Consider the following 17,247-nt stretch of genomic DNA (forward strand, 5'->3'; position numbering starts at 1 on the left):
AAAAAGCCCCGCCTCTTTCGAGAGCGGGGCTTTTTCATTCAGCCACTATTTACGCCAGTTCAAGCTCGGCATTCGCAGCAACCGCAGGCACGATGACTTGCCCGCTCAACGCCAGATCCAGCAGTTCGCGGTTGGCCACCGCGTACATGGCGTAGTCCGTACCGCTCGCAGCACGGATTTCCACCAGCATGGCGCGCCAGCGTTCGATCATGCTTTCGTGCTGGGCCATCCACAGCGCCAGGCGTGCTTCCACGTCCTGGGAACCGTCGCCCTGTTGCAGGACGGAGATGGTGATCGCCCGTTGCTGCCAGTCGACGTCATCACGGAACGCTTCACGGGCCAGGGCTTGCCAGTTGTTTTCCACCGGCAGAGCGCTGATCTGTTGCAGGTACCAGGTGATGTCCAGCGCAGAGCCGACGGCGAAGTAAGCCTTGGCCACTTCGGCCGGGTCCTGCCCGGTGACGTCGGCGGCTTCGATGATCGGCAGCAGCGTGTACAGGTGCGAAGTGCCCGCAACCATACGCGCCAGCAATTCCGGCACACCGGCTTCGACGTAGGCCTGATAGCGCGACTGCCAGTTCTCGCGGATTTCGCCGCTGAGCAGTTCGTCGAGTTTCAGGCCCAGCTCTTTCAGGTGCGGACCGAAATGCGCGACGTCACGAGCAGCGTTCTGCTCGTTGCGGCGGGCACGCAGGAACCAGCGCGTGGCGCGACGGCCCAGACGCATCAGCTCGTCCATCAGCTCCAGCTGCACGTCAGCGGAAACCTGATAGTCCAGCGCTTCGATCTGACGGAACCAGTGCGGGAGGTGGAAGATGTCGCGCACGATCACGTAAGCGCCAGCCACGTTTGCCGGGCTCATGCCGGTCGACTCTTTGAGTCGCTGCACGAAAGTGATGCCCATATGGTTGACCAGATCGTTGGCGATCTGGGTGCTGACGATCTCGCGCTTCAGACGATGGCGACGCATGGCTTCGGAGAACTTGCTGACCAGGGTCGGCGGGAACGCCGTTTCCATGTCGCGGGTCAGGTAATCGTCGTCCGGCACCAGCGAGCCCAGCAGCTGCTCTTTCAGGTCGATCTTGCTGTAGGAGATCAGCACCGACAGCTCAGGACGGGTCAGGCCGTGGCCCTCAGCGACGCGCTCGGTCAGTTGCTCTTCGGTCGGCAGGAACTCGATGGCGCGGTCCAGCTTGCCCCGGCCTTCCAGATCGCTCATCAGACGCTTGTACTCAGCGATGCGTGCGTAGGCACGGCGCGCCGCCAGGGACAGGGCCTGAGTCTGCTTGTAGTTGTTGCCCAGCACCAGATTGCCGACTTCGTCGGTCATGCTCGCCAGCAACTGGTTGCGTTGCTTGTCGGTCATGTCACCGGCCTGAACCACTTCGTTCAGCAGGATCTTGATGTTCACTTCGTGGTCGGAGCAGTCCACGCCACCGGCGTTGTCGATGAAGTCGGTGTTGGAGCCGCCGCCATTCAAGCCGAATTCCACACGACCCAGTTGGGTCATGCCGAGGTTGCCGCCCTCGCCCACGACTTTGCAGCGCAGCTCGTTACCGTTGACGCGCAGTGCATCGTTGGCCTTGTCGCCGACATCGGCGTGGCTTTCGGTGCTGGCCTTGACGTAGGTGCCGATACCGCCGTTCCACAACAGATCCACCGGCGCCTTGAGCAAGGCATTGAGCAGTTCGGTCGGGGTCAGCTTGTCAGCCTGGATGTCGAAGCGTTCTTTCATCTGCGGCGAGATCGCGATGCTCTTCGCGCTGCGCGAGAAGATACCGCCACCTTCGGACATGATGCTGGTGTCGTAGTCGGTCCAGGCCGAACGCGGCAGATCGAACAGACGCTGACGCTCGACGAAACTGGTCGCCGGGTTCGGGTTCGGGTCAATGAAGATGTGCATGTGGTTGAACGCAGCGACCAGTTGCAGCTTGTCGGACATCAAAAGGCCGTTACCGAACACGTCGCCGGCCATGTCGCCGACGCCAACCACGGTGATGCTGTCTTCCTGAACATTGATGCCGCGCTCGCGGAAGTGGCGCTGTACGCCGACCCACGCGCCTTTGGCGGTGATGCCCATTTTCTTGTGGTCGTAACCGGCCGAACCACCGGAGGCAAACGCGTCACCCAGCCAGAAGCCGTAATCGATGGCAATGCCGTTGGCGATGTCGGAGAACGTTGCAGTGCCCTTGTCCGCCGCGACCACCAGGTACGGGTCATCGTCGTCATGACGCACGACATTGACCGGCGGCACCAGCGCGCCGTCCTTCAGGTTGTCGGTGATGTCCAACAGGCCGGAAATGAAGATGCGGTAGCAGGCGATGCCCTCGGCCGCGATCTCGTCACGGCTGCCGCCCAGTGGCAGGCGACGCGGCAGGAAGCCGCCCTTCGCGCCCACTGGCACGATCACCGAGTTCTTCACTTGCTGGGCTTTTACCAAACCGAGCACTTCGGTGCGGAAGTCTTCTTCACGGTCGGACCAGCGCAGACCACCACGAGCGACGTTGCCGAAGCGCAGGTGCACGCCTTCGACGCGTGGCGAGTAGACGAAGATTTCAAACTTCGGCACTGGCTTCGGCAGCTCAGGGATCGCATGCGGGTTGAACTTGAAGCTGAAGTACGACTTGTTCTGACCGTTGGCGTCAGTCTGATAGAAGTTGGTGCGCAGGGTGGCTTTGATCAGGTCGAGGTAACGACGCAGGATGCGGTCTTCGTTGAGCACCTGAACATCGTCCAGTGCGGTCAGAATCGCTTGTTCCAGACGCAGTTGCTTGTCTTCCAGATCATCTTCGCTGAGTTTGCGCGCCAGATAGAAACGGGTCTTGAACAACCGGGTCAGCTCGCGAGCGATGTCGGTGTGGTTGTTCAGGGTGCTGGCGATGTAACCCAGGTCGAAGCCCAGACGAATCTGCTTCAGGTAACGGGCGTAGGCACGCAGCAGCGCCACGTCGCGCCATGGCAGACCAGCGGTCAGCACCAGACGGTTGAACGCATCGTTTTCGGCATCGCCACGCACGATGTGCACGAACGCATCCTGCAGGGTGTCGTTGAGTTGCTGGATGTCGAGGTCCAGACCTTCTGCGGCGGTGAAGGCGAAATCGTGAATCCAGAATTCGCGGCCGTTGGTGTGACGCAGGCGATACGGGAATTCACCCAGTACGCGCAGGCCGAGGTTTTCCAGAATCGGCAGGACGTCGGACAGCGCCAGCGGCGTGTCGGCGTGATACAGCTTGCAATGCAGCTCGCGTTGGCCGGAGACCTGACCGAGCGGCTGATAGAAGCTCATTACCAGCGGATTTTTTTCGTTGAGGCTCAGCAGGTGCTGCATGTCGACCACGGCCGAATGCGCGGCAAAACGCTCGCGGTAACCGGCCGGGAAGCCTTTCGGGAAGTCGGCCAGCACGTTGGTGCCGTGGGCTTCGCCGAAGCTTTCGACGGTCAGTGCGGCGTAGTCGTCCTGCCAGCTGCGGCAGGCCTGAACCACTTCTTTTTCCAGCAGCACCGGGTCGATGTCGAGACGGTTCTTTGGATCGACGCGCAGGATCAACTGCACGCGGGCCAGCACGGATTCCGAGAAGAACGTCCAGAACTCGCAGTCGGAGGCCTTCAGGCGCTCCATCAGCACTTGCTGGATCTTCTGGCGGACTTCGGTGGAGTAGATGTCGCGCGGCACGTAGGCCAGGCAGTAGCAGAAGCGACCGTACGGGTCTTTGCGCAGGAACACGCGGATCTTGTTGCGCTCCTGGATCTGCACGATCGACATCACGGTGGTGAACAGTTCGTCGACCGGGGTCTGGAACAGGTCGTCACGCGGCAGCACTTCGAGGACCTGCGCCAGTTCCTTGCCCAGGTGAGCCTTGGACTGGAAGCCCGAGCGGCGCTCGATTTCTTCGACCTTGCGGCGGATGAACGGGATGACCCGCACGCTCTCGCCATACACCGAGGAGGTGTACAGGCCCATGAAGCGGTGTTCCTTGATGACTTTGCCGTCGGCGTCGATTTCGCGGATCGACACGTAGTCCGGGTAGGCCGGACGGTGTACGCGGCTCGGGTGCGCAGCCTTGGCGAACGACAGCAGGGTCGGTTCGCGCAGGTAGGACACGGCGTAGTCTTCGATGCGCAGGTCTTCGTAGGTCAGGCCGGTGCGCAGCAGTTTGGTCAGGCCGAGGAAGGAGCTCTGGTCGTACTCGATGTGGCCGCCATCGGCCTGATCGGTAACCACGAACTCTTCGTAGCCAAGGAAGGTGAAGTGGTTGCCCACCAGCCATTCCAGGAAGCTCTTGATTTCGTTCTTTTCGTCGGCATCGACCGGGTAGGCGCTGTTGTCGAGCTGGGTGAGGATGTCCTGCACCTTGGCTTTCATCGGCTCGAAGTCAGCGACGGCGACGCGCACTTCACCGAGCACCTGCTCAAGCTCTTTGCTCAGCACGTTCAGCTCGGCCGCGTTGGCGCAGCGGTCGATTTCCAGGTACATCAGCGATTCGTGCAGCACGCCTTCGCCGGTGCTGCCCTTTGGCAGGACTTCCAGCAATTCGCCCTTGCTGCCACGACGTACGCTGAGCACGGTGGTCTGCAGGGTGTGAATGCTGTAGCCGCGACGGTTCAGCTCGGTACGTACCGAGTCGACCAGAAACGGCAGGTCGTGGTGCAGCACTTCGACCGCGGTGTGGGTCGACTGCCAGCCGTGGCGTTCGTAATCGGGGTTGTAGACACGCACTTGCGGTTGCGCGTGATCGAAGCGCTCAAGCAGGCGCCACGCAGAGAGAGTACAGCCAGCGAGGTCGGAGAGGCGACGTTGAGTCAGCTCGTCCAGGGAAATGATGCCGAAGAATTGTTCAGCGAACAGCGCCACTTGTGGCAGTGCCTGTTCACTGATGTGCTGCGCCAGTGCCGCTTGCAGTTGGTGCTGGAAGTCGGCTTTGCTGGCTGCGGTGAAGAACGCCATCTGTGGTACTCCGCTTAAGCTTGTTATTGATGGAAAGCGTCGCGTGCAACAGCCCTTTCGGGCCTCGTGTCGCCCTGTTCCTGATTCTCGGGCAGAGGAAACAGGGAGACAGGTGGGTGAAGCTGGACGGGACACTCAGGTCACATTCACCTTCCATGAATGAGCATCTGCAAAAGCGACTGCCAGCACTGCGGGCAATGCCTTTACGGGTGCTCATCCGTTGCGCAGCTTAATGGGTGCGACAATGTGTCTGCTTGCGGTGCTGCGACATATTCGGTCATTGGCACGTAAATGCAGGGTTTGGCCTGCATCAACACTAGCAGGCGTGCGCCGAAATGCAGGTTCGAAACCCCGGTTTCACGGGACTTTCGTGCCAGGTCGGTCGCCGAGGACGTTACATATCCGGAAACGAAAACGCCCAAGGCCCTGTTATCGACCCTGAGCGTGGCATCCGGTTCAGCGCCAGCGGTTGACGCGGATCAGTCCGGCAGTTCCTCAAAGGCTCTGAATTTGCTCACCGTGGCGCAGTCGTAGCACATCGTCTGCAGGATCTGCTTGTCCATGCTGGCGTCGATGTTGCTCGAATCGCATTCGCGGCAGAACAGGCGCAGATGGCTGAGCAAGTCGCTGTCGAACGCCACGGCAGAAAAGAATTGCGGGACCAGTTCGTCACGCCAGTACATGCCCGGCGATTTGGAAAATCCGGCGCCGCTGTCCTTGAGCACCACGTCGTAGAGCAAGCGCTGCAAGGCCGTTTGCGGTACTCGCGCATCGCGATGGGCGTTCTTGCGCCAGTTGCGCGCGAGCGCGTCCTGCGCCGTGCCCAGCATGTTGCGCGGAATGGTGTTGGAGGCGTGACTGCGCCCTTTGGAATTGCCGGTGGCGTAGAAGTGCGCGGCGTTCCTCACCGCCAGTCGGGCGAAGTAATACAACTGACTCACCGAGAAGTCCTGCAGCAACTGCCCGACCACCTCCTCGGCACGGGCTTCGGCCGTGAAGGCAAAATCCACTTCGGCGGCCAGCACACGAATGTACTGAATGGACGCTTCGCGGGCGAGACTGAAGACCAGCGAATAGATTTCGCTCTTCCAGGCGGCTTTTACGCTGCCAGACAACTCCTGATACAGCACCCGGTACAAATTCTCGCGGGTACTGCGCGCCACGCCGTCGAGCGTGACGCTGGGCAGCCAGCGCACCGCGCTGTAGTCGCGGATATTGCAGCCCTCGCTGCGATCGAAGGCGTTGATGTCGGAATCGGGGGAAACTGCCAGCACTCCGGCTTCGTGCAGGCTTTTGAGCAACTCTTCACGGGCCTCGAACGTCAGGGCGAGCAGTTCTTCTCTGGATGGCGCATTCAACGGCGCAATCCATTCAACGGTCGCGCCGTAACCATCATCCAGCAAGGCGAGCAACGTCAGCTTCTGCACAAACCCCAGATTGGCGTAAGGCACTGCGGGGCATCGCGCGCCATATCGAGCTTCCAATTCCAGGCGATCACGCGCGGCCCGGGCGGCAAGCTGCTGCTGGCGCACCTTGAAACATTCTGTGCAGCTGCAAGTCGTGTGGCGGGTATTGGTGCCGGGAAGGCTTTGCTGGTGCTCACAGCGTACGCATTTGAATGTACTGCGCAGCGAAAGCGGAGTACCTCTGGCGTGTCGGCGGATCCACATCGGCAATTTGCAATAAGGACAGCTGAGGTTGGCACTGATAACCGGGGGCAGAACCTTGAGCAGACTGCGCACCGTTGCAGGGATCTGAAATTCCGCCATCAGCGCGGCAGTTTTTTCGCCTTCGAGATAGCGCTTGTAGATTTCCTCGATCTGCTCATCGGACAGGTGGCGAATTTCTTCGGCGCGTTCGAAATATTGAGTCATGGCAAAGGTCCTTTTTTGGGGTTTTGGTAACGCACTCCGTTGCGCAAGAGCGGCGAAACTAACGGTAAAAAGGCGGCGATCACAAGCGAAAAATCGCAATTTCGGGTGGATTTTGCCCATCCGGTAATTGCCTTACGCCGGCGTCGGATTTCCCCTTCTCGCTGCTCGGAGATGGGCGACGGAAATGTCCTGCTTTGCGACTTTTTGCCGATGCAGGCAGCGCAAATCGGTCGAGACTGGCAAAATCGCGCCTTCGAACAGACTCACCGCCGCCACTGCGCAGGATTTCCCCCATGCAAATGACCACCGCCCTACTGATCGTCAACCCGTGCGACGACGAAGAAGACAACATGGCCATGCTCTGCTGCCACAGCGACAAGGGCGAGATGTTCCTGATGAGCCGTTATCCGGATGAGGATGAGCTGGAGATCACCCTGGATGGCGAGCCTTCGACGCTGGAGGGGGTAAAGGTCACGCTGACGTCGAAACTGCTGAAGATCGAGATTGCTGCGGCGGATGCCGATGCGTTGAATGGCGATGATGTGCTGGAGATCGCGTTCAACCCGGATATGGTGGATATTGATGAGGTTGTCGAGACTTTGAAGAATATTCTCCATGGGACCGGGACCTTTATCAGCGAAGTTTGATGTTGACCGGGCTGGCCCTTTCGCGAGCAGGCTCGCTCCCACATTGGAATGCGTACATCAGACCCTGTGGGAGCGAGCCTGCTCGCGAAGAGGCCGGAACTGCCATCCGATAAATTTCCTGCTGACGGAAGATCAAAAGATCGCAGCCTTCGGCAGCTCCTACAGGGGATCGCATTCAAGCCGGGAAGCTGCCAAAAGCCGCGATCTTTTGCTCTTTTGCACAAAATGCCGTTAGTCGCCGCCCCCCACGATGGATTAAAGTAACGCCCCCAGCCCCGGCGTTATCCGAACACCCCGGCCACCCCCTTTCCAGGAACAGTCACCGATGGAACATCGTGAAGCGCTGCTGGCGCTGCGAACCTTTCTTTCAACGCAGATTCTCGGCCAGGAAAAACTCATCGAGCGTTTGCTCATCGCCCTGCTCGCCGACGGCCATATGCTGGTCGAGGGCGCACCCGGTCTGGCCAAGACCAAAGCGATCAAAGAACTCGCCGAGGGCATCGAAGCCCAGTTCCATCGAATTCAGTTCACCCCCGACCTGCTGCCGGCCGACATCACCGGCACCGAAATCTATCGCCCGGAAACCGGCAGTTTCGTCTTCCAGCAAGGGCCGATCTTCCACAACCTGGTGCTGGCCGACGAAATCAACCGTGCGCCGGCCAAGGTGCAATCGGCCTTGCTCGAAGCAATGGCCGAGCGCCAGGTCAGTGTCGGCCGCAGCACCTATGAGCTGTCGCCGCTGTTTCTGGTGATGGCCACGCAGAACCCGATCGAACAGGAAGGCACCTATCCGTTGCCGGAAGCCCAGCTCGACCGTTTCCTCATGCACGTCAAGATCGGTTTCCCCGACGCCGCTGTCGAACGGCGCATCCTCCAGCAGGCCCGTGGCGAGGCGCTGAACGGCGAGACCAAGCCCGAGCGCCGGGTCAGCCAGCAGGCGATCTTCGCCGCCCGCAAGGAAATCCTCGGTTTGTACATGGCCGACGCCGTGGAGGAATACCTGGTGCAACTGGTCATGGCCACGCGTAACCCGGCCAAGTTCGACCCGGAAATGGCCGAATGGATCGCTTACGGTGCCAGTCCGCGCGGTTCGATTGCCCTCGATCGCTGCGCCCGCGCCCACGCCTGGCTGGCCGGTCGCGACTTCGTCAGCCCGGAAGACATTCAAGCGGTGCTGTTCGACGTGTTGCGCCATCGCATCATTCTGTCGTTCGAAGCCGAAGCCGCTGGCATCGATCAGGATCGCGTGGTGCAGCGGATTCTCGACGTCGTCGCCGTCGCTTGACCCCCATGAACGCCGCCCTGCCCTCCGAACCCGGTATCCGCATCAGCCTCGCCGAGCTGATCGAGATGCGTCACCGCGTGCGCGAGGTGCAACTGTTTTCCACGCCGAGTCAGCGCAGCCCGCTGATCGGCCTGCATCACTCGAAATTCCGTGGCCGTGGCGTCGACTTCGATCAGGTGCGGGTGTATCAGGCCGGTGACGATGTGCGCACCATCGACTGGCGCGTCACTGCGCGCACGCAGGAGCCGCACACCAAGCTGTTCCATGAAGAACGCGAGCGGCCGATTTTCATCATGGTCGAGCAAAGCACGCGGCTGTTTTTCGGCTCGGGGCTGATGTTCAAGTCGGTGCTGGCGGCGCAGGTCGCGGCGTTGATCGGCTGGGCCGCGCTGGGGCACAACGACCGCGTCGGCGGATTGGTGTTCGGCGACAACGAGCACTACGAAATCAAGCCTCGCCGCAGCAAGCAGAGCCTGCTGCAATTGCTCAACCGCCTGGTCAAGGTCAATCAATCGCTGCACAGCGAGCGCGAGCCGGATCGCGATGCCTTCGGCGTGGCCCTGCGCCGCGCCCGAGAAGTGCTGCGCCCGGGCAGTCTGGCCATCGTCATTTGCGACGAACGCGCGTTGTCCGACAGCGCCGAGCAGCAGTTGAGTTTGCTGGCGCGGCATTGCGATCTGCTGATGTTGCCGCTGTCCGACCCGCTCGATCACGCCCTGCCCGCCGCCGGCCTGCTGCGCTTCGCCGAGCGTGGCGCGCAGCTGGAAATCGACACGCTGAATTTCGACCTGCGCCAGACCTACCGCGCCCAGGCCGAAGCGCGCATCGCCCGTTGGGAATTGCTCGCGCAAAAGCTGCGGGTGTTGCTGATGCCGTTGAGCACGCAGAGCGAAATGGTCGAGCAGATGCGCGAGTTCCTGAACCCGCAGCGTCCGGGGAAAGGTCGATGAACGGCCTCGAACAACTGCAACCGCTGATCTCGCCGCCGCCGATCGCCTTCTGGCCACCGGCGCCGGGCTGGTGGCTGCTGCTTCTGCTGTTGCCGCTGCTGGGTTTTGCCGTGTGGAAGCTGCCCCGCTTCATCCCGATGAAAAAACGCCCGGTGGTGCGCGCCGAGCAACCGCTGGATCCGGTGCGCATCGCCGCGCTCGCCGAACTGGCGCAAATGCCGAAACCCTACGACGGCGCTCCGGCCGGCGCCTGGCTGCAACAACTCAACGGCCTGCTCAAACGCCTGTGCCGCAACCACTATCCGTACAGCCAGAGCCACACCCTCAACGGCCGCAAATGGCTGGCCTTCCTCGATAACCGCTGTCCCGCTGCCGGCCTGACGCGCTGGATGGTGCTGGTCGAAGGCGCGTACAAGCCGGAATGCAAACTCGACGACAAAGCCATCGCCGGCCTGACCCAAGCGGTCGACACGTGGATTCGCAAACATGTTTGAGTTCGCCTGGCCGTGGATTTTCGTGCTATTGCCGCTGCCGTGGCTCATGCGTCTGGTCCTGCCGGTGGCCGACAGCGGCGAGCCGGCGCTAAAAGTCAGTTTCCTCGCCGACCTCGAAGGCCTCGCCCGCCGCCGCGCCCGCGCCAACTTGCCGGCCTGGCGGCAGCAGGCGCCGTTTATCCTGTTGTGGCTGATTCTGCTGATCGCCGCCGCGCGCCCGCAATGGCTCGGCGAACCGCTGCCGATTGCCGCCAGTGGCCGTGATCTGCTGGTGGCGGTGGACGTGTCCGGTTCGATGGATTTTCCAGACATGCAGTGGCAGGACGAAGAAGTCAGTCGCCTGTCGCTGGTGCAGCATTTGCTCGGTGATTTCCTCGAAAGCCGCGACGGCGACCGCGTCGGCCTGATCCTGTTCGGCAGCCAGGCCTACCTGCAAGCGCCGCTGACCTTTGACCGGCGCACCGTGCGCGTGTGGCTCGACGAGGCGCGGATCGGCATCGCCGGCAAGAACACGGCGATCGGCGATGCCATCGGCCTGGCCCTGAAACGCCTGCGCCTGCGCCCGGCACAAAGTCGCGTGCTGATTCTGGTCACCGACGGCGCCAACAACGGCGGCGAAATCAATCCGCTGACCGCCGCAAAACTGGCGGCCAGCGAAGGCGTCAGAATCTATCCGATCGGCATCGGCGCCAATCCCGAGGACAGCGGCTCGACCGGCCTGCTCGGGGTCAATCCGAGCCTCGATCTGGATGAACCGGCACTCAAGGCCATCGCCGAAATCACCGGTGGCCAGTACTTCCGCGCCCATGACGGCCTGGAGCTGCAAGCGATCAAGGACACCCTCGATCAGCTCGAGCCGGTGACTCAACAACCGACTCAGGCACGCCCGGCGCAAGCCTTGTATCACTGGCCGCTGGCGCTGGCGCTGTGGTTGAGTCTGTTGCTGGTCGTGCGCGAACTGTGGCCGGACAATCCGCTGCAACGCCTGTTTACCAAGCAACTGTATTTGCAAAGTCCGCTACCGGACTGGCGTCAGCGCTTGCAGCGTTTGCGCCTACGGAGGCGCCGATGATCGCGCTCTGGCCGCACTGGTTCCGCCCTTGGTGGCTGCTGCTGTTGCCGCTGCTCGGCTGGCTGCTCTGGCAACTCTGGCACCGACAGAAACGCGCCGGCCGCTGGCAGATGATTCTGCCGCCTGCATTTCACGCTGCGCTGCTCAGTGGCGGCAGCGGGCGCCAGAGCAAACTGCCGTGGATCGCCCTTGGCGTGGCGTGGTTGCTGACCATTCTGGCCTTGCTCGGGCCGAGCTGGGAGCGCGTCGAACAGACCAGCCAGAAACCCGCCGACCCGCTGGTGGTCGTGCTCGAATTGACCCCGGAAATGCTCGCCACCGACTCGCCACCGACGCGTCTGGAACAGGCGCGGCGCAAGCTATTCGACTTGTTGCAAGCGCGCAGCGATGCGCAGACTGCCATCGTCGTCTATGCCGGCAGCGCGCACACGCTAGTGCCGCTGTCGGATGATCTGGCGACCAGTCGCAATCTGCTTGACGCGCTGAAGCCGTCGCTGATGCCGGAAGCCGGCCACCGCGCCGATCTGGCCGTGGACAAGGCGCTGGCCTTGCTCAAGCAAGGTGCGCTGGGACAGGGACGGATTCTGCTGATCGGTTCGTCGCTCAACGAAGAGGAGCGGCGCGGTATTCGCCGTGCTCTGAATGGCGAGTCGACGCAACTGCTGATGCTCGGCATCGGCACCGCCGAAGGTGCGCCGATCGCCCAGGAGGACGGCAGCTTCCTCAAGGACGAGCAAGGCGCGATCCGCGTGCCGCAACTCGACAGCCCGGGCCTGGCGACATTCCTCAACAGCGTGGGCGGCGAGTATCACCCGGCGCGTCTCGACGAGGCTGATCTTGGCGCCCTCGGTTTGCTCAACGGCCCGCGCAGCCTGCGCGACGACGGCCAGACCGTGCGCCTCGATACGTGGGCCGATCAGGGTTACTGGCTGCTGTTGCCGCTGTTGTTGCTGGCGGCGTGTGCCGGGCGCCGTGGTTGGCTGTTCTGCCTGCCGCTGCTGTGGTGCCTGCCGCAACCGAGCTACGCTTTCGACTTCGAAGACTTGTGGTTGCGCCCCGACCAGCAAGGTTTGCACCTGCTCAAGCAGAAACGCCCCGCCGAAGCCGCGCAGCATTTTGAAGATCATCAGTGGCAAGGGGTGGCGTTGTACGAGGCCGGCGACTACAGTGGCGCCGCTCAGCGTTTTGCCGAGGGCAGCGATGCCCGCGCCCACTACAATCGTGGCAACGCTTTGGCGAAAAGCGGTGAGCTGGAAGCGGCGATTGATGCCTACGAACAGTCGCTCGAGCTGCAACCGGATCTGCGTCCGGCGCAGACCAACAAGGCGCTGGTGGAAAACCTGCTGAAGCAGAAAAACGCCCCGCCGCCGCCCGAACCGGACAACCAGCCCAACGAACAAAGTCTGCCCGGCGATGAGCCTTCGCCCACCACCGCGCCCCCTCCGGCGGTGAGCAGTGAAACCCAGAGCGAGGCGCAACCGGCCGAGTCGGCCAGCGAACCGCCGCCGACCGCCCCGCCGCTGCCAGGCCCTCACGAAATCCCCGGTAGCAACGAGGAAGAGGAAACCGACACGGTGCCGACCCTGCGCCCGAGCGAGAACAACCTCGAAGGCGAGCAGCGTCAGGCGCTCGAACAATGGCTGGGCAAGATCCCGGACGACCCGGGCGAACTGCTCAGGCGCAAATTCTGGTACGAACAGCAACAACATCAGGATCAGGAAAACAATCGATGACCCGCTTCACCGCTCTCTTGCTGCCCCTGCTGATCTGCACGGCCACCGCTCAGGCGGCCGAGCTGACCGCCAGCGTGGATCGCAGTCGCCTGAACTCCGGCGAGACGGTCGAGCTCACCCTCGAAACTGACGACGTCACCCAGTTCGGCAAGCCCGATCTGTCGGCGCTGGAAGCGCTGTTCGAAGTGCGCGGCACGCGCCAGGTCAACCAGCTCAACACCCTCAACGGCGACAACCGCGCGACCACACGCTGGATCATCACCCTGCTGCCGAAAGAAAATGGCAGCGTAGTGATTCCGCCGCTGCAACTGGGCGAAGCGCAGAGCCAGCCGATCACCGTGCAGGTGATCGCCAGCGACAACCGCGAAGACAACAACAGCCTCGATCCGGTGTTCATCGAAGCCAGCCTCGATCAGACCAGCGTTTACGTGCAGGCCCAGGCCATACTGACCCTGCGCATTTATCACTCGGTTTCGCTATACGACGACAGCAGCCTGAGCCCGCTGCAAATCGCCGATGCGCGCATCGAACAGCTCGGAGACACGCGCACCTATGAAAAGGACATCAATGGCCTGCGCCACGGCGTGATCGAGATGCGCTACGCGATCTATCCGCAACACAGCGGCCTGCTGACGATCGCCCCGCAGACGTTCAGCGCCACGCTGGTTGATACCGCGCCTTCAGCAGACGCCTCGGGGCCGAAGCCCGGCAAACTGATGCGCGTGAGCTCGGCGTCGATTCCGCTGACGGTCAAACCGAAACCGCTGACCTACCCGGTCGATGCGCCATGGTTGCCGGCGCGCAACCTCAGCCTCAGCGAAAGCTGGAGCCCGGAACCGGATCACACCCAGGTCGGCGATTCCCTGACCCGCAGCCTGACCCTGAAAGTCGAAGGCCTCGCCAGCTCGCAACTGCCAGCCCTGCCCGCCACCGACGTCAACGGCCTGCGCCGCTACCCCGACCAACCGGTGCTGAGCAACCAGAGCAGCGACCGCGGCATCATCGGCAGCCGCGAAGAACGCGAAGCCCTGGTGCCAAGCCGCAGCGGCGCGATCGACCTGCCAACCGTCGACGTGGTCTGGTGGAACACCTTCGAAGACCACCTCGAACACAGCAGCCTGCCCGCGCGCACCCTGCAAGTGGCGAACAACCCCAGCCTGCAAATCGACACCCCGGCCGGTACCCTGCAACCGAGTACGCCCGACAACGACACCCTGTGGTGGTGGAAACTCAGCACGCTGATCCTCGCCTGCACCACCCTGCTCGGCTTCGGCCTCTGGTGGCGCGCCCGCTGGCAACCGGCAATCCACCGCGCCGCTCAGACCGGCCCGAGCCCACGCACCCTGCTCGACGACATCAAACGCGCCAGCCAGGCCAACGACCCCCACGCCACCCGCCAGGCACTGGACGCCTGGGCACGGCAACAACCAGAGACTCTGGCAGACATGGCGGCGCGGTTTGTGCCGTTGTCGGATGCGTTGGACGGGCTGAACGGCGCGCTGTACAGCGAGACCGGGCAGCACTGGCAGGGTGAGGATTTGTGGCGGGCGATTCGAACTATTCCCGCCGCCGAGCGCGTGCAGGATCCGGTGAGTGAGAGTGGATTGCCGCCGCTTTATCCGAAGTGAAAAGCGAAAGATCGCAGCCTTTGGCAGGCCCTACGGATTGTGTAGGGGGCTGCCGAAGGCTGCGATCTTCTGATCTCAAAGTCGGGGATCAATACTCGAATTTCGTTTTGACTTGTTCGCCTTCGCGGTAGGAGAGGACGAATGACTTCCATGGCTCGCCGCGCTTGATTGCGCTGTCCTGTAATTCGCGGACCAGACGTAGAATTATCGCGCCGTTGATGTCTTCCTCGACATTCCAGTCCTCGACGCCATCTCTCTCAACGCACAGCTCCGTCTCGATGTAACCCTCCCCCAACTCCACGCCATAACGGAACGCGTCATAACCATGGACGATGCCGGCTTCGACCACCTGAAAGATCTCTTGGACGATCTTTATGTCTTCGGTAATCACTGTAAAACCTCCAGATTGCGGCGAATGCGGGTTTCCTCAGAGTGGCGGCACAGATGCAGAGATCGTGGGTTGCGCAGTTTGATCCGCTGTAGGAGTCTGTAGAGAGGTCAATAGCTGAAATTCGTTTTCACCTGTTCGCCCTCGCGGTATGACATGACAAAAGATTTCCAAGGCTCTCCACGTTGCACGGCGTTGGCTTTCAGTTCTTTTGCCAGAAAATACACGTCGGAAATATCAAAATCGATCTCGGCATCCGTCACTTCAATGCCGTTCTTTTCGACGGTCAACTCGGCCTCCATAAACCCCTCTCCCATCTCGATCTCGTAACGAAAAGAGTCGTGGCCGTGGACGATGCCGCCATGAACGATTCGGAAAATGCTTTTAATGACTTCTAGATCTTCGATGACCATGCCTGTCCGTTCGACGTCCCGTGGTTCAATAACCAAATTTCGTTCGCACTTGTTCGCCATCGCGATACGAGAGCACGAAGGATTTCCATGGTTCGCCCCTTACTGCTGCATTTTCGTGAAGCTTCTCCACGAGCATGTAGATTTTTGAATTATTGAAATCCGTTTCGGCATCCCATCTCTCAACACCATCTTTCTCAACGGCAAGTTCAGCTTCCATATAGTTACCGCCCCATTCGACGCTGTAGCTGAAAGCGTCGTAGCCATGAACGATCCCGCCTTCCACCAACCGAAAGATCTCTTGGACGATCTTCATGTCTTCAGTAATCACTGTAAAACCTCCAGAGTGCGGTGGAAGTGGAGTTTCCTCAGAGCCATGAAAATGAAGGATTACCTATCGGTAGGCAGGTTGATGTACAGGGATTTGATCAATGCGTCCTCACCGTCCTCGATGTCCGGTACATAAAAGCTTATACCAAATTCGCTAACGTCAAACCCGTCATCGTCAATGACAGGTTGAATGCCGTTACTGCGGAACAGACTCAGTATGCGAGACAATTTTTGTCCCACAAGTTTGTGCCCAATCCAGGTGACGCCGCTTCTTTCGAAAAACTCCGCACCTTTCACGACATCTCGATGGTCATAAAAGACATGCAAGTCGTATCTTACAAACGCATCCGTCGTATTCAACGAGGCAGCCGTTTTCTTGAACTCCTCAAAATCACCACCCAAAATGCTACGCACCTGCGTTCTGGACAAGGTGCCATTCAGAGGTCCTACCGTTCCAAATACCTGGAATGAAAAATCCACCGTCATTACCTCCTGAAATCGTTCGGATCTATTTTGGAGGCGTACTCCAACATTTGTCTGATTCCTTCATCGTACTTGTTGCCAAACTAACTTCTGATGTCGTTGACGTAAAAAGGGACAGACCACGTTTTCGGAGTACTTTCCAAACATGGTCTGTCCCATTATCCCTTTTCAGAGATTAAATACGGAGCGAACATGCTCGGCAAGTCCAGTTAAATCTTCGTAGGCCAGTGGACCGAGTGAAGGTTCATGAGTAGACAAGTAGACGGCTGCTGTCATATTTTTTTGCGAGCCACAATCACCAACTTCCACAACCTTGACGGTGCAATCATCCAGTTGATCCCTGGGAGCCCTTCTCGTGGCCGGCCTACAAGCGACCATGACAAAGCCCCCTCATAGCTCTCCACCGCGGCTTTCAACTTGTCGATGTCAACCTTGTTAATACACTTAAACCTGAAAGCGACGAAAGGTGGCAGCGCAGAATGATCCTCCCGCTGCATTTCATTGCCGACCCTAATTTTGGGAAACCGCTGTTGGTACTTTTGCCACTCCAAGACGGCAATTTCAGCAATATCGTTCAAGAGACGGCCTTCTTCATTCTCAACTGTCATAAATCAAAGACCTTTCAATTTATCTGAAATTCTAACACCGTCTGGATTCATCCCTTCGATGTGCGGCTCCCAATCACCTTTCGAGAGAACCGGGGACAGACCACGGATTGTTAAACGTGGTCTGCCCCGTTTATCCTCGCTGAACAATTTCCTCTTTAATGTATGAAGAGAAAATCCCATCGCCCTCATCTAAATGTAATCGACCACATTTTGGACAGCGATATACAGTAAAAGCCCCATCGCTTATCGCATCATAAAACCCTTCCTCGGAGAGTCCACGAGTTGAAAGGATGCCACCTATAGCATCTATCGTTGTCTCTGGAACCAGAGACAACTCGGATTCAGAAGTACCATGGGACAGGTTAATCACATGACCGCAGATACAAGCGAATTTCGACAT

At 60.3% G+C, this 17,247-nt stretch carries 15 protein-coding genes; 7 read left to right on the plus strand and 8 right to left on the minus strand.

All coding sequences use genetic code 11. The annotated features are described in order from the left end of the window. Positions 1–49 precede the first annotated feature (49 nt). Together PS14A_RS13870 and PS14A_RS13875 are read right to left on the minus strand one after the other, a co-directional pair. Complete coding sequence (locus PS14A_RS13870) at positions 50–4,945, minus strand: NAD-glutamate dehydrogenase (protein WP_212616500.1); 4,896 nt, start codon at positions 4,943–4,945, stop codon at positions 50–52. A 479-nt stretch (positions 4,946–5,424) separates the two neighbouring features. Then, positions 5,425–6,819, minus strand: coding sequence for a hypothetical protein (locus PS14A_RS13875; RefSeq protein WP_212616501.1), 1,395 nt, complete (start codon positions 6,817–6,819; stop codon positions 5,425–5,427). 293 nt (positions 6,820–7,112) lie between these two features. Between PS14A_RS13875 and PS14A_RS13880 the strand changes: the two genes are divergently transcribed. The 7 genes from PS14A_RS13880 (at position 7,113) to PS14A_RS13910 (ending at position 14,628) form a co-directional block, all read left to right on the plus strand. Continuing rightward, on the plus strand, positions 7,113–7,466 hold the full coding sequence (locus PS14A_RS13880) for a hypothetical protein (protein WP_212616502.1): 354 nt from the start codon (positions 7,113–7,115) through the stop codon (positions 7,464–7,466). 325 nt (positions 7,467–7,791) lie between these two features. Then, on the plus strand, positions 7,792–8,751 hold the full coding sequence (locus PS14A_RS13885) for a MoxR family ATPase (protein WP_007913915.1): 960 nt from the start codon (positions 7,792–7,794) through the stop codon (positions 8,749–8,751). A 5-nt stretch (positions 8,752–8,756) separates the two neighbouring features. Continuing rightward, positions 8,757–9,701: a DUF58 domain-containing protein gene (locus PS14A_RS13890; RefSeq protein ID WP_016774988.1), complete on the plus strand. Its 945-nt coding sequence runs from the start codon at positions 8,757–8,759 to the stop codon at positions 9,699–9,701. After that, positions 9,698–10,195: a DUF4381 domain-containing protein gene (locus PS14A_RS13895; RefSeq protein WP_212616503.1), complete on the plus strand. Its 498-nt coding sequence runs from the start codon at positions 9,698–9,700 to the stop codon at positions 10,193–10,195. The genes PS14A_RS13890 and PS14A_RS13895 overlap by 4 nt, the downstream gene beginning before the upstream one ends. Next, positions 10,188–11,267 carry a VWA domain-containing protein gene (locus PS14A_RS13900; protein WP_122610882.1) on the plus strand — a complete coding sequence of 360 codons (1,080 nt, stop codon included), beginning with the start codon at positions 10,188–10,190 and terminating at the stop codon, positions 11,265–11,267. Before PS14A_RS13895 ends, PS14A_RS13900 begins: the two co-directional genes overlap by 8 nt. Next, positions 11,264–13,000, plus strand: a complete 1,737-nt coding sequence (locus tag PS14A_RS13905; protein ID WP_212616504.1) for a tetratricopeptide repeat protein — start codon at positions 11,264–11,266, stop codon at positions 12,998–13,000. The genes PS14A_RS13900 and PS14A_RS13905 overlap by 4 nt, the downstream gene beginning before the upstream one ends. Next, positions 12,997–14,628, plus strand: a complete 1,632-nt coding sequence (locus PS14A_RS13910) for a BatD family protein (RefSeq protein ID WP_122698113.1) — start codon at positions 12,997–12,999, stop codon at positions 14,626–14,628. Before PS14A_RS13905 ends, PS14A_RS13910 begins: the two co-directional genes overlap by 4 nt. 88 nt (positions 14,629–14,716) lie before the next feature. On the opposite strand, the gene PS14A_RS13915 is transcribed toward PS14A_RS13910, so the two are convergent. The 6 genes from PS14A_RS13915 to PS14A_RS13940 all read right to left on the minus strand — a co-directional run bounded on the left by PS14A_RS13915 (position 14,717) and on the right by PS14A_RS13940 (position 17,247). Then, positions 14,717–15,019, minus strand: a complete 303-nt coding sequence (locus tag PS14A_RS13915; RefSeq protein WP_212616505.1) for a hypothetical protein — start codon at positions 15,017–15,019, stop codon at positions 14,717–14,719. A 107-nt stretch (positions 15,020–15,126) separates the two neighbouring features. Continuing rightward, positions 15,127–15,429 carry a hypothetical protein gene (locus PS14A_RS13920; protein ID WP_212616506.1) on the minus strand — a complete coding sequence of 101 codons (303 nt, stop codon included), beginning with the start codon at positions 15,427–15,429 and terminating at the stop codon, positions 15,127–15,129. Positions 15,430–15,454: 25 nt separating this feature from the next. Continuing rightward, positions 15,455–15,757 carry a hypothetical protein gene (locus tag PS14A_RS13925; RefSeq protein ID WP_212616507.1) on the minus strand — a complete coding sequence of 101 codons (303 nt, stop codon included), beginning with the start codon at positions 15,755–15,757 and terminating at the stop codon, positions 15,455–15,457. A 59-nt stretch (positions 15,758–15,816) separates the two neighbouring features. Continuing rightward, a complete protein-coding gene (locus tag PS14A_RS13930; protein ID WP_212616508.1) occupies positions 15,817–16,236 on the minus strand; it encodes a hypothetical protein in 420 nt (139 codons plus the stop codon). A gap of 275 nt (positions 16,237–16,511) precedes the next feature. After that, positions 16,512–16,847 carry a hypothetical protein gene (locus PS14A_RS13935; protein ID WP_212616509.1) on the minus strand — a complete coding sequence of 112 codons (336 nt, stop codon included), beginning with the start codon at positions 16,845–16,847 and terminating at the stop codon, positions 16,512–16,514. A 130-nt stretch (positions 16,848–16,977) separates the two neighbouring features. Beyond that, positions 16,978–17,247, minus strand: a complete 270-nt coding sequence (locus PS14A_RS13940) for a hypothetical protein (protein ID WP_249121301.1) — start codon at positions 17,245–17,247, stop codon at positions 16,978–16,980.

Origin of the sequence: Pseudomonas sp. 14A, from assembly GCF_018132745.1 — a bacterium.
GTDB classification, from domain to species: Bacteria; Pseudomonadota; Gammaproteobacteria; order Pseudomonadales; family Pseudomonadaceae; genus Aquipseudomonas; species Aquipseudomonas mercuritolerans.

Excerpts from the sequence above, each read along its gene's own strand:
- PS14A_RS13870 (WP_212616500.1), bottom strand. The coding sequence starts at position 4,945 with ATGGCGTTCTTCACCGCAGCCAGCAAAGCCGACTTCCAGCACCAACTG.
- PS14A_RS13875 (WP_212616501.1), bottom strand. The coding sequence starts at position 6,819 with ATGACTCAATATTTCGAACGCGCCGAAGAAATTCGCCACCTGTCCGAT.
- PS14A_RS13880 (WP_212616502.1), top strand. The coding sequence starts at position 7,113 with ATGCAAATGACCACCGCCCTACTGATCGTCAACCCGTGCGACGACGAA.
- PS14A_RS13885 (WP_007913915.1), top strand. The coding sequence starts at position 7,792 with ATGGAACATCGTGAAGCGCTGCTGGCGCTGCGAACCTTTCTTTCAACG.
- PS14A_RS13890 (WP_016774988.1), top strand. The coding sequence starts at position 8,757 with ATGAACGCCGCCCTGCCCTCCGAACCCGGTATCCGCATCAGCCTCGCC.
- PS14A_RS13895 (WP_212616503.1), top strand. The coding sequence starts at position 9,698 with ATGAACGGCCTCGAACAACTGCAACCGCTGATCTCGCCGCCGCCGATC.
- PS14A_RS13900 (WP_122610882.1), top strand. The coding sequence starts at position 10,188 with ATGTTTGAGTTCGCCTGGCCGTGGATTTTCGTGCTATTGCCGCTGCCG.
- PS14A_RS13905 (WP_212616504.1), top strand. The coding sequence starts at position 11,264 with ATGATCGCGCTCTGGCCGCACTGGTTCCGCCCTTGGTGGCTGCTGCTG.
- PS14A_RS13910 (WP_122698113.1), top strand. The coding sequence starts at position 12,997 with ATGACCCGCTTCACCGCTCTCTTGCTGCCCCTGCTGATCTGCACGGCC.
- PS14A_RS13920 (WP_212616506.1), bottom strand. The coding sequence starts at position 15,429 with ATGGTCATCGAAGATCTAGAAGTCATTAAAAGCATTTTCCGAATCGTT.
- PS14A_RS13935 (WP_212616509.1), bottom strand. The coding sequence starts at position 16,847 with ATGACAGTTGAGAATGAAGAAGGCCGTCTCTTGAACGATATTGCTGAA.
- PS14A_RS13940 (WP_249121301.1), bottom strand. The coding sequence starts at position 17,247 with ATGTCGAAATTCGCTTGTATCTGCGGTCATGTGATTAACCTGTCCCAT.